Annotated in this window: 9 protein-coding genes; all 9 read right to left on the bottom strand. The window is 70.2% G+C overall.

Going from position 1 to position 12,269, the window contains the following annotated elements:
• Positions 1–18 precede the first annotated feature (18 nt).
• The 9 genes from tssG to tssM all read right to left on the bottom strand — a co-directional run bounded on the left by tssG (position 19) and on the right by tssM (position 12,268).
• Complete coding sequence (gene tssG, locus OWM54_RS38140; protein ID WP_223747572.1) at positions 19–1,053, bottom strand: type VI secretion system baseplate subunit TssG; 1,035 nt, start codon at positions 1,051–1,053, stop codon at positions 19–21.
• Between the two features lie 14 nt (positions 1,054–1,067).
• Positions 1,068–2,810: a type VI secretion system baseplate subunit TssF gene (gene tssF / locus OWM54_RS38135; RefSeq protein ID WP_267700558.1), complete on the bottom strand. Its 1,743-nt coding sequence runs from the start codon at positions 2,808–2,810 to the stop codon at positions 1,068–1,070.
• Positions 2,811–2,837: 27 nt separating this feature from the next.
• Positions 2,838–3,227 (bottom strand): type VI secretion system baseplate subunit TssE, encoded by a 390-nt coding sequence (gene tssE, locus OWM54_RS38130; RefSeq protein WP_141326401.1) that lies wholly within the window; start codon positions 3,225–3,227, stop codon positions 2,838–2,840.
• A 69-nt stretch (positions 3,228–3,296) separates the two neighbouring features.
• Positions 3,297–3,788 (bottom strand): type VI secretion system tube protein TssD, encoded by a 492-nt coding sequence (tssD, locus tag OWM54_RS38125; RefSeq protein WP_046714479.1) that lies wholly within the window; start codon positions 3,786–3,788, stop codon positions 3,297–3,299.
• Between the two features lie 153 nt (positions 3,789–3,941).
• Positions 3,942–5,423 (bottom strand): type VI secretion system contractile sheath large subunit, encoded by a 1,482-nt coding sequence (gene tssC, locus OWM54_RS38120; RefSeq protein ID WP_141326399.1) that lies wholly within the window; start codon positions 5,421–5,423, stop codon positions 3,942–3,944.
• A gap of 40 nt (positions 5,424–5,463) precedes the next feature.
• A complete protein-coding gene (gene tssB, locus OWM54_RS38115; RefSeq protein ID WP_223747570.1) occupies positions 5,464–5,940 on the bottom strand; it encodes a type VI secretion system contractile sheath small subunit in 477 nt (158 codons plus the stop codon).
• Between the two features lie 58 nt (positions 5,941–5,998).
• A complete protein-coding gene (gene tssA / locus OWM54_RS38110; RefSeq protein WP_267700557.1) occupies positions 5,999–7,630 on the bottom strand; it encodes a type VI secretion system protein TssA in 1,632 nt (543 codons plus the stop codon).
• 31 nt (positions 7,631–7,661) lie between these two features.
• Positions 7,662–8,600 carry a type VI secretion system-associated protein TagF gene (tagF, locus tag OWM54_RS38105; protein WP_267700556.1) on the bottom strand — a complete coding sequence of 313 codons (939 nt, stop codon included), beginning with the start codon at positions 8,598–8,600 and terminating at the stop codon, positions 7,662–7,664.
• Complete coding sequence (gene tssM, locus OWM54_RS38100) at positions 8,588–12,268, bottom strand: type VI secretion system membrane subunit TssM (protein ID WP_267700555.1); 3,681 nt, start codon at positions 12,266–12,268, stop codon at positions 8,588–8,590. Before tssM ends, tagF begins: the two co-directional genes overlap by 13 nt.
• Position 12,269: the final 1 nt, after the last annotated feature.

Raw genomic sequence — 12,269 nt, 5'->3', positions numbered from 1 at the left:
AACACCGGAAGGACGGCGTCATGACGGCGAAGGCGGCGCGGCGCGCCGGGGGGCGGCCGGCAGTGGCACGGTGCGCAGGCGCAGGCGCGTGTCGCTCCGGCGCTGCCCCAGGTAGCAGTCGTGGCCCAGCCGCGAGGGGGACTGCGTCGCCAGACGGAAGCGCGGCAGCTCCGCCTCGCGCACGCCCAGCACCAGCGAGCAGTCGAGCGGGTCCCTCACGACCAGGTCCACCACCTCGCGCACCACCGGGGACAAGTCCCCCTCGGGCATCAGCCGCCGGTAGACGTCCCCCTCCAGCGGCGCGATGTGGATGTCGAAGCTGCCCGAGCGGTCGAACATCCTGGAGCCGAGCAGCGCGGTGCGGCTCAGGTTCGTGTTCGTCCGCCCCAGCCGCATCCGGTTGTCCGCCTCGATGTCCACCCAGTGGCCGGAGAACTGACGCAGCGACACCTTCGCCTCGCCCAGCACGGGCGCCAGCACGTCCGTCAGCGCCAGCTCCAGCGTGCCCGCCGTGCGCGCGCGGGCGGCGAGCAGCGGCGCCAGGCGCAACAGCTGCGCGGATGACAGCGCGCCCGGGTACGGCCGCTCGTAGGTGTCCAGCCCCGCCAGCGACAACAGCCGCTGGGACCAGACGTCGCTGCCCTCCCGCGTCGTCTCCGCCTGCAGCGAGTAGCGCGACAGCGCCCGGTACAAGAGCGACAGCAGCCGGTGATGGAACAGGTCCAGGAAGTCGCGCCGGCGCGCGGAGTCCGGGTCCTCCTGGGCAATCTCCTCCGGGATGTAGTCCGGCAGCGGCGACACGGCGCCGGTGAGCCCCAGGAACGTGGTCATCACCTCCACCACGTGCGAGGAGCCGCCCAGCTCGCCCGACGGGGGCACGACGCGGATGCGGCTGACGTCCCCCGCGCTGAAGGTGAGCGACGGGTCATGCCGGAAGCGGATGGCCTCCTCCACGACGGGCCCCGTGCCGCCCACGGGCACCGCCTCCGACGTCAGCCGCTCCAGCAGCGCCACCAGCGGCCTGAAGGCCCACTGCCCGGGGCGTTCGCTCAAGCGCTGGACGGCCTTCAGCAGATCGTCTGTCGGCCGTTCCGGGGAAGCCACCGGTACTCCAGTCGAGAGGGTTGGAGGCGCAGCACGAGCTCGCTGAAGGAGTTGAGGCTCACGTGCGAGGCGAACAGCTCGTCGAGCACGCAGCCGAAGAGGAACGCGTCCCCCGGGCCCGTGAAGCCCGCCTCGTCCAGCTCCACCGTCACCTGCACGCCTCGCACGGGGGCGCCCTGGAGGAAGCGCGTCATCGGCTGTCCCCTCACCTCCCGCAGCGCGCCCACGCGCAGCTCGTTGGCGCGCGCGGTGGACTGGTCCGCCGTCGCCTGGAAGTTGTAGAGCGCCAGCATCGACTGCAGCGCGCCGGGCTCCAGCAGCGAGCGCTGGTTGAGGCTCAGGTGGGAGAGCAGCCGCCAGTGCAGCTCCGAGCCCATGGGCGGCCTGGACGGCCGCGTCACCGCGACGATGTTGCGAAAGCGCGCCGTGGTGGGCGACGCCGCGGTGGGCACGCTCAAGTCCCCCACCTGCAGCCGCGAGGGCAGCGAGCGGTTGGTGCACGTCAGCTCGATGGACAGCGTCTCATCCGCCAGCGACGGCGCCGCGTCGCGCGGGCTGCCCAGCGACAGCGAGACGTCCATCGCGTCATCCAGCGGCGACAGGGCATGGTGCAGCCGATAGAAGCGCGACGCGTCGCCCGTGGCGTGCGCGAAGTCGAAGTACGGCCGGTACTGCTGGCGCTCGGTGCGGCCCTGCGGCAGCCCCGTGACGGAGTCCACCGAGTACACCTCCATGTGCCCCGGCTCCACGCCCGAGGCGCGCACCAGGTGCTCGTGGCCCAGGGAGCCGGTGCGCACCGGGTCCGCGGACGCGGCGAAGAGGTTGACCACCGGCGCGCAGTGCAGCCGGAAGACGTCCTTGGGCAGGCGCCCGGGCAGCGTGGGCGGCCGCTCGAACTCGAAGAGCAGCTCCAGCTTCTGGCCGGTCAGCTCGCTGGCCGCCTGCAGCCCCTTCACGTCGATGAAGAGGAACTTCTGCGGCAGCGTGAAGTACTCCTGCAGGAGCCGGTAGCCCTCCGGCACCGTGGCCGGCCAGGGCCACAGCGTGTTGCCCGCCTCCAGGCCCGTGGCGCGGAGGCACTCCGGCCCCAGCCGCACGGACGGACCGCCCGCGGGGTTGCGCAGCACCACGCCCTTGCAATGGCGCAAGAGCCACACCAGCAGCATGGACGCCACCGGCAGCTCCGCGTGGAGGAACAGCGACAGGCCCTCCTCCGTGAAGATCTCCGCCCGGCCCTGCTCCACCAGCTGCAGCTGCGCGCGCAGCACGGGCGCCGCGGGCGAGGACTGGTCCAGCGTCGTCTCCGTCAGCGTCAGCGGCAGCAGGTCCACCGCGCGCGTCGTTCTGAAGGTGCAGACGGTGCCGTCCACGGGCTTGGCGCCCACCTCCGTCCCCGCCGCAATCCGGGAGCGGCCGCGCAGCAGGCGCGCGTGGGGGGTGAACTCCACCACCGAGCACGCCGGCACCACCCGCAGGTAGTGCGGCAGGAGCAGCTCCGTCAGCCCGTGAATCACCTCCGGCACCGCGCCGTCGATGCGCTCGCGCACGCGCGCCGTCAGGAACGCGAACCCCTCCAGGAGCCGCTCCACGTCCGGGTCGCCACCGCGCTCCACCAGGAGCCCGGCCAGCGCCGGGTTGACGGTGCCGAACGCGCGGCCCATCTCCCGCAGATATGTGAGCTCGCTCTGGTAGTACTTGCTGAACACCGCGACTCCCCCGCCGTACCGGTTCGCTTACCAGACCTCGACCTTGCCTCCCGGCGACATCTGCGTCCGGAAGCGGAGCATCCCCCGCGCGCCCTTGCCCGCGGGCTGCGCGGTGATTTCGAAGCGCAAGAGCAGCGGGTCCACGTCCGGGACGTGGCGCACGCTCACGTGCTGGATGCGCGGCTCGAACTCCAACACCGTCGCGCGGATGGCCGACTGGAGCGTCTGGATGGCCGTGGGGAAGGTGTGCACCAGGTCGGTGAAGTCCATGACTCCAAAGCCCGGTACCGTGGCCGAGCCGCCCTTGCGCGCGTTGAGCAGCACGCGCAGGTGTTGGGCAATGGAGTCAGTCATGTCCTGCTCTCGCTCGGCCGAGCCCGTCCCCACCTCGATTCGCGACAACAACCCGCGTCCCATCCCGTCGCTCCCTCCTGCCTCGCCGCCCCGGCCCGCGCTCCCTTCAGGGAGCACGCGCCATGGCTCCCCTTACTGCTGCTTGTCCCACGTATCCTCGTGCGTCACGCCACCCTCGCTGACCGTCCAGCTGATGGTGTGGAACACGAAGGAGACCTCCTCGAGCGGAGGGTTGGTCGCCGTCGCGGGGACGATGGTGTTCTCCACCACCTGCTTGACGCTGGCGACGCGGCCCTTGGAGAACGTCACCGTGTAGAACTGCTCCGTGGTGCCGTCACCGGTGGGGCTGGGGCGGAAGAACTTGAACGTGGCGTCGATGGCCTCGTTGTTCGTCAGCGCCTTCATCAGGAGCGGCGTCGCCTTGTCGATGCGCTTCCGGATGAGCAGCGGCTGGTACTGGCGGCGACCCGTGGCGATGCCGGAGCCGGCCTCGCGCGCGGTGACGACACCCTGCTCGTAGTAGACGCACTCGATGGAGTCCTCGCGACCGAGGCTCGTCTGGGTGCTCGCGCCCTTGATGTCCTTCCCGTTCGCCTTCAGGTACAGATGTACTGTCTCGGCCATGTGGCTCTCCCCCTGCTTGTTGGTGGTGTGACGCCTGCGACGTGGAACAGGAGCCCTCGTGCCGTAGGGCTCCGGACTGCATGGTGGCCGCCGCCCCTGACTGGAACGGCGACCTGAAGGACCCTTCGGCTCCGGGTCTCACGCCCGCTCAGCTCACTCCTTGTCCAGCTTGCCGACGAGCGAGAGCGTGAAGGATGCGCCCATGTACTTGAAGTGCGGGCGGACCTGCAGGTTGCAGCGGTACCAGCCCGGCTGCCCCTCCACGTCCTCCACCTTGATGCGGGCGGTGCGCAGCGGACGGCGCGAGCGCACGGACGGCGCCGGGTCGTCCATGTCCGCGACGTACTGGTTGATCCACTGGTTGAGCTCGCGCTCCAGGTCCGAGCGCTCCTTCCAGCTGCCGATCTGCTCGCGCTGGAGCACCTTCACGTAGTGCGCCAGGCGGGACATGATGAACATGTAGGGCAGCTGGGTGCCCAGCCGGTAGTTCGTCTCCGCGACCTTGCCCTCGGGGCTGTTGCCGAAGAACTTGGGCTTCTGCACGGAGTTGGCGGAGAAGAACGCCGCGTTGTCCGTGTCCTTGCGGAACACCAGACCGATGAAGCCCTCCTCCGACAGCTCGTACTCGCGCCGCTCGGTGAGGAGCACCTCGGTGGGGATCTTCGTCTGGATCTCCCCCATGGCCTCGTACTGGTGCAGGGGCAGCTGCTCCACCGCGCCGCCCGCCTGGGGACCGATGATGTTCGGGCACCAGCGGAACTTGGCGAACGAGTCCGTCACGCGCGTGGCGAACGCCGTGGAGGCGTAGCCCCACAGGTAGCGGTCATGCGAGCCGACCACGTCCTCGGTGAAGTTGAACGACTTCACCGGCACCGTCTTCTCGCTGTAGGGCAGCCGCAAGAGGAAGCGCGGCATGCACAGGCCCACGTAGCGCGCGTCCTCGCTCTCGCGGAACGAGTGCCAGCGCGCGTACTGCGGCCCCTCGAACAGGGACTTCAGGTCCTTGAGCGCCGGCAGCTCCAGGAACGACGGCTGGCCGAAGAACTCCGGCGAGGCGTTGGCCACGAAGGGCGTATGGGACATGGCCGCCACGGAGGCGATGCTGCGCAGCAGCGTCAGGTCCTCCGCGCCCGGGCCGATGTCGAAGTTGCCCACCACCAGGCCGTAGGGCTTGCCGCCGAAGACGCCGTACTCGTTGGAGTAGACGGTGCGGTACAGGCCGGACTTCACCACCTCGGGCGCGTCCTCGAAGTCGGTGAGCAGGTCCTGCTTGGAGGCGTTGAGCACCTCCACCCGGACGTTCTCCCGGAAGTCGGTGCGCTCCACCAGGAACTTGAGCGAGCGCCACGCGGACTCCAGCGACTGGAGGTCCTTGTGATGGAGGATCTCGTTGACCTGCGCGCTCAGCCGCTGGTCCACCTCCGCGATCATCGCGTCCACCAGCGCCTTGTCCACGCGCTCGGCCGACCGGCCCGGGGCCAGCATCTCCGCGATGAAGGCCTGCACGCCCCGACGGGCCACGTCGTAGCCGTCGTCGTTGGGCTTCATCTTCGTCTCGGACAGGATTTCGTCCAGGAGCGAGGGGGCGGCATCGGCGGTCTCGACCGGGGCCAACGCCTTGGCTTCAGTGCTCATCTGTGTCACGCCTTTTCTGAGTGCGTTTGCGAATGCCGCCCTACTCCGACTTCTTGTCCAGCCCCAGCTCCGCCATCAATCGCTGACGTCCCTCGGTGTCCCCGAGCAGCGCCTGGATCTTCTTGCGGAAGGCGGGCACGTTGCCCAACGGGCCCTTCAGCGCGTTGAGCGCCGCGCGCAGCTGCAACAGCTGGTGCAGCTCCGGCACCTGGTTGACGATGCCCTCCGGAGTGAAGTCCGCCAGCGTCTGGAACTTCAGCGAGACAGACATGGACGCGTCCGGCTCGTTGGAGAGCTTGTTGGGCACACTCACGTCCAGTGAAAGCCCCTGCTTGGCCATCACCTCGTTGAAGTTGCCCTTGTCGATGTTGATGGGCGCGCGCTCCTCCACGGGGCGCTCATCCTGACGACCGGTGTAGTCGCCCACCACGAGGACCTTGAGCGGCAGCTCGACCTCCGACTGCGCATTCCCGGTCTCCGACTTGTAGACGATGTTGACGCGCTCCTTCGGAGCCACAGACCCTTCCTTGCTCACCGCACGACCTCCTGGTTGGGGATGGCTTCGCTGCCCCCCGTCACAGAGACACCTTCAGCGCAGCACCGGGATCAAGCAGACACAGCCGATGATAACGGGCAGTGAAGTCAGACACCAGCGCCTCCGGCGACTTTGGAGGAGGCCGCGTGAGCGCAAGCCATCCTTCCAGACACTCCGCCGCGAGCGCCGGCTCCCAGACATCCAGCCCGTGCGTCACCGACTCCCGGTCCAAAGACTCATAGAGGGCCCGCGCCACGGGGGCCTGCCCCGCCGCCGCGCACAGCCGCGCGAGGGAGAGCCGGGCCACGAATCGCTTGCGGCCCGTGCCCGCAGCGCCCACCTGGGTCTGCAACAGCCCCACGGCGCCCGCGGGGTTCCCGCCAGCCAATAGCTTGCGCGCCTCGGCGAGCACGTCCGCGCTGGCGTCGTCCTTCTCGTCGCGTGAGGCGGGTGTAACGGCTGGCGCCACAGGCGTGGCGAGCACCGTGTCCAGCCAGGTCCGCGTCTCATTGGAGGCCACGGGGGTGCCGTCGCCGAAGAGCAGCCCCGGGACGGTGGGCATGCGCTTGAGCCACGAGGCCAGTTCGCCCATCAGCGCCTGGCGCGCGGCGGCGTGTCCCAGCTCGCCCAGCGCCCGGGCGCTGAGGAAGTGCGGATCCAGGAAGAAGCGGTGCTGGACGAGCGCCGACTCGGACTCCTCGAGCAGCTCCACCCAGCGCGCGTTCGCCGCCATGCGCTCCAGGTTGGCCCGCAGCGCGGCGGGCGGCGCGGGGATGCTCGTCTTGCCGCTGGCGTCCCCCGGAGGCGGCTGGGCCAGGTGCAGGTAGAGCCCCACCCGCAGGAGCCGGTAGGGCATGGGCTCCGCGGGCGACGCGCGCCGCACGAGCCCCGCCGCGCTCGCCAGCGCGGTGCCCGTCTGACGCAGGAAGTCCACCGCGCCCTCCGCGCTCGCCAGCGCGCCCACCTCGGGCATCGCCGCCGCGGGCGCGGCCACCGGAGCGATCTTCGGTGGCGGCGGAGGCGCCACGGCCGGAGGAGTCGGCGCGCTCGGAGCCGGTGCGGGCTTGTACGTGACGGGTGCGACGGGCGGCGGGGGCGGCGCGGCCTCGGGCAGCGACGCGAGCAGGCGCTGGACGCTCTCCAGGAGCGGGCGCATCGCGGGCCCGTTGGTCTCGAACTTCTGGCGCGCCACCTCCGCCAGGCGCCTGGCCGCGACGTCGAGCGCCTCCACGCGCTCGCGGTCCGACGCGCCCACCTCCAGCGACGGCAGCTGATTGGACGCGCGCTCCACCAGCCACGTCACCGCGTTGGAGCGGCCGCGCATGCGCGTCAGCTCCGGGAAGAGCTCCGGCCAGTAGCGGTCCATCAGCTCGGAGACGACGACGAGGCCCGTGGCGAGCCCGTCCAGGCCCTGCGTCTGGTACAGGCCCTGGGCCAGGTACGTGGCGATGCGCAGGTCCTTCGAGCTGGTCTGGAGCACCTTGCCGCTGGAGTCCAGGACGAGCGCCCAGTCGACGGCGCCGCCGGTGACGGCCTCCAGCTTGGCCACCTCCGCGAGCACCGCCAGATAGCCCGGCTCCGACTTGGCCGCCTTGCCCGCGGGCGACGCCGCCGACACCGGCTCCAACCACTCCTTCGCGCGCTGCTTGAGCTGCTCCAACGTCATCGCCATCCGCCCTCCTTTCGCCGTGCGGCCTTCGTGCTCAGGTCCCGAACGCGGCGAGCAGCGACTCCACCGGGGTGGTGGGGTCCTCGAGCGCCTGCCGTCTCGCGGGGGTGAGCGCCTTCTGCGCGCTGTCGATGGCGGACTGCTGCCGGGTGAGCAGCGGCCACACCTTCATGCTGGAGTGCTCGGGCTTCGCCAGGTGCATCAGCAGCGCGACGCCCGGCGTGCCGATGGACAGCAGCAGCCGCGGCGACGGCCCCAGGTGCCAGAACATCGCCGGAGGCATCGAGCGCCAGCCCAGCTGCCGCTTCGCCAGCTCCGCCCAGCAGAAGGGCCCGAGCGCCTCCGGGAACGGACACTCCAGCGTCACGCCCGGCTTCGCGGGCTCCTTGCCGCGCTCGGCCTGGCAGGCCTTCAGGAAGGTGTTGAACGCGTAGTAGGCCACGCCGGGCGCGGCGCCGTCGCCCTGCAGTCGCTGGACGAGCAGCCCCGCGGGGCTCGACTCCAGGCGTCGGCGCTGCGCGCTCGCGCCCATTGTGTCCGCGGAGGACACGGCCGAGAGCGCCTCCACGCGCGACTCCAGCTCGCTGGCGGACAGCGTCGCGGCGTCCGCGAGCAGGCGCGCGCCGGCGGCGAAGAAGGCCCGGAAGCTGTCGGGAATCGAGGGGAACTGCTCCGCCGCGCCCGCCGCGTCGACGGCGACGTACACGGCGAGCGGGAAGACGCGCCCCACCTTGTCCGTGCTCGTCGCCAGCGTGCCCACCAGGGCCTGGCGTCCGCCGGGCATGGTGAAGACGAAGCACGTGGGCTCCGAGGGCAGCTGGGTGTTGGCGCGCCGCACCGCCTCGTGCGACTCCTCCAGCCACCGGTGGAAGGCCTGTGACACCGCATCCGCCGCGTTCCAGCGGATGAAGTCTCCCTGACACGGCGCCTTGCCCAACAGCGCCACCTGGTTGCGGCCGACTACCCCGAGCATCCCACGCCTCCCTTCGCGATGACGCGTGGAGGACTCATCCCCGGCGCGCGGAATGGCTGCATCAGCTTGGGGGTGCGGCCCGGGGACACGCCGAAGAACGGCGAGGCGCTGCGCGTCGGACGGAAGTCGATGATGACCTCGGCGTCCAGCGAGGGCATCGACCACGTCACCGAGAACGTCCGGCCGCCGCCCGAGACGTTCGGCGTCCCCTCCTCCATCAGGCGGAACAGGCCCCACTCGCCCTCCTGCTCGAGCGTCTCCGTCTTGCCCTGGTTGTTGCGCACGCGGATGGTGGCGCCCAGCGACTTGCCGCCCTTCCCGGGCCACTCGTAGTTGTGCCACTCCTCGGGGCCGTTGTTGTACTCGACCGTCTGTCCGTCCACCGTGAAGCGGATGGAGGAGAGCTTCGGCGAGGGGCGGATGTGGAAGGCGAACTTCACGCCCGGCTCGGCGTCCCTCGCGCCGAAGAGCGACTCGGAGATCTCCCGCGAGCGCGCGAGGAACGAGAGCACGGAGCCGTAGTACATGTTGCCGCCCGCGCGGCCCGCGCGCGTGACGAACTTGAAGCGCGTCCCCGACTGCTCGACGTGGCTCTTGAGGACGCCGCCGTAGAAGCCCCACAGCGTGCCGGACTCGAAGCGGTAGAAGTCCCCCACGTCCGCCACCGCCGCGTCCTGCCCGTTGCGGTTGAAGGGGTAGTGCCCCGCCAGCTTCTGCTTGAAGGCGTTGGCCACCTCGCTGCACCACTGGTCGCTCGCCTTGCCACCCTGCTCGCGGATGGTCAGGTCGGAGATCTTCTCGATGGGCGGCCACAAGAGCGCCTCGATGCGCGGGCGCCACCCCACCTCCTGCGCCTGGATGAGCGACTGGATGATGACGCGCGCCGTCTGCACCCGCGTCATCATCGCGGCCGTCTCCGACTGGCTCTCCATGGAGGCGCGCTGCGCGTCGCGGAGGAACTGCAGCTGCTCCTGGTAGATGTCCAGGGGGATGGCCTCGGGCGGAGGCGCGTCGGGCCCCTTCGCCTGCGGCGGCGCGGCGCCGAACTTCAGGAGGCCCGCGAAGGCCGGCTCCACGTCGACCGCGGTGTAGTCACGCTCCTCCTCCTCGCTCGGCGCCTCGTCCTCGGAGAGCTTCCCGTTGGCGAACCGCACGCCCGACTCGATGACCTTCCCCTTGGGGCCCAGCTTCTGCTTGAGCTTGTCGAGCATGCCGTCCGCGTCGGACTTGCCCTCCACCTGCTCTCCGCCCAGCCGCACGTTGTAGGCCACGGCACGGAAGAGCTTTCCCAGCGGGGGCGGCTCGCCGCGGGTGAGGTCCTCCAGCATGGCCAGCGCCACGGTCGCGTCCGTGGGCTCCTTCATGCTCAGGGTGCTGAGGAACTCCTTCCACTCCTCGATGTACTGCTTGTAGTAGGCGGAGCGCAGCGCCCGCTCCTGGCGCGCCAGCTCGATTTCGTTGGTGGAGTTGGCGTCCTTGTCGAGCACCCAGATGTCCGCGCCCTGCAGCGGGTGCTCCAGCTTGGGCTCCACCACCTTCTCCCAGCCCTTGCGCGTGAAGGCGGCGCGCACGCGGCCCGTGCCCTTGATGTGCTGAGCGGTGCTGCCCAGGATGGAGGAGAGGGTCACGTCGTACTGGTCCTTCTTGCGCGACACCTCCGAGATGAGCTGCGCCAGCGCGAGCTCGGAGAACGGCAGCCGGTCCAGCACCACGCGCACGTCGCGCACCACCTGGTCGTTGCGCGTGAAGGCGAGCGCCGGGTCCTGCGCCAGCAGCTTCGCGTACAGGTCGATGTGGTTCGCCATCTGCGTGGTGCGGTGGGCGCTGTCGGTGAAGCCCGCCTTGCGCCCCCACCGCTCCCGGAGGCTGTTGACGATCCACTCGCGCTCCGCCTCACCCAGCTCCGGCTCGCGGGGCGTGCGAGGACCGGAGAGCAGCAGGTGCAGCTTCAGCCGGTCGAAGTAGAGCGCGTACGAGCTCGCCGTGGGGCGCTCCTCCCGGTCGCGCGCCTTCTCCACCCAGGCCTTCGCGTCCTTGAGGTCCCCCGTGAGCACCGGGTCCACCAGCACGCGGCGCACGGTGGCGCCGTAGAACGCGCCGAGCGGCCCCAGCAGGTCGTCGCCCCGGTACATGCCGAAGCGCATCCCGGTGGGCGGGCCGTCCTCCTTCCACTGGAGCAGTTGGTCGAGCTGCTGCCGCATGGGCATCATCGCGTCGACCATCTTCCCGGCGCCGCCCTCCTTGTTGGCCTCCTCCAGCTTGAGCGCCTGCGCCATCACCCGCGTCGTCTGGATGAACTTGCGGTTCTCGAAGAAGGACATGGCCGGGAACAGCAGGATGAGCAGGGCGACGGCGAGGCAGCCTCCGGCGTAGGCCAGCTGCATGCGCTTCTGGCGCTGCACCTCCGCGGAGCTGCGCATCGCCAGGTTCTGGTCCGGGAACACCACGTCCGCGAACATGTCCCGCAGGAAGTAGGAGCGGGACTCCACCGCGGGGCGGCTGCCCGAGGGCGTGGTGGTGCGGCGGATGCCGAAGGCCTCCGCCATCTTGTTCATCACCCGGTCGATGGGGCTGCCTTCCTGCGTGCCGCTGGTGAAGTACACCCCGCGCATCACCGGTGTGTCCGCGTAGACGTTCTCCGCGAACAGCGCCTGCACGAACTCGATGAGGTTGCCGCGCAGCCCCTCGAACTGCTGGGGGAAGCGGAAGATGCGCTCGCGCGTCTCGGGGTGCCGCTCCGAGCCCAGGCGCACGATGGAGCGCTGCTCCACCACCTCCGCCAGCTCGTCGAAGCGCGCGGCGAACGTCTCGCCAATCGCCTCGCGCGCGTCCTCGGGCCGCAGCGTGAAGCCCCAGATCTGCCCGCGCTCCGCCTTCGCCAGGTCCCCGAAGAGGTCCACGAAGCCCGCGAGCAGGTCGCACTTGGTGAACATCACGTAGACGGGGACGATCATCTTCAACCGCTCCATCACCTCGTCCACGCGCTCGCGGATGGTCTGCGCGAGCTGCACCGTCTGCTCCTCGTCGATGCCGATGAGCTCCCCCACGCTCACCGCCACCACCAGCCCGTTGACGGGCTTGCGCGGGCGGTTGCGCTTGAGCATGTCGAGGAAGCTCAGCCACTCCTCGCGGTCGTCGTCCTCCGTGGTGTAGCGGCCGGCCGTGTCGAGGATGACGCCCTCGTTGGTGAGCCACCACTCGCAGTTGCGCGTGCCGCCCACGCCCTTCACGCCGCCGCCGCGCGCCGACAGGTAGGGGAACTGGATGCCCGAGTTGCGCAGCGCCGTGCTCTTCCCGGAGCCCGGCGGGCCGATGATCATGTACCAGGGCAGCACCGACAGCGCGTCCTTGCCCTGCCGCGCTCGCGCGAGCTTCGAGGACTTGAGCGACTGGAGCGCCTTGGAGAACTCGGCCTGCATGGCCTGGATCTCCTCCTGCTGATCCGGCCGCACGTTCTGCAACTGGGCGTCCGCCTGCACGCCCAGCTCCCGCTCGATGTCGCGCGCGGCCTTGGACGCCAGGTGGCGCTGGTACAGGTACGCGCCGATGACGATGGCCACCAGCAGCACGGTGGGGACGATGGCGCCCCACAGCGGCAGGCTGAAGAGGATGACGACGGTCCACACCATGACGATGAAGACCGCGATGAACAAGGTGAGCAGCAGCATC

This window comes from Myxococcus sp. MISCRS1 (assembly GCF_026626605.1).
GTDB lineage: Bacteria > Myxococcota > Myxococcia > Myxococcales > Myxococcaceae > Myxococcus > Myxococcus fulvus.
Note: the sequence above shows the minus strand (reverse complement) of the source record. Positions and strands in the feature narration are given on the sequence as shown.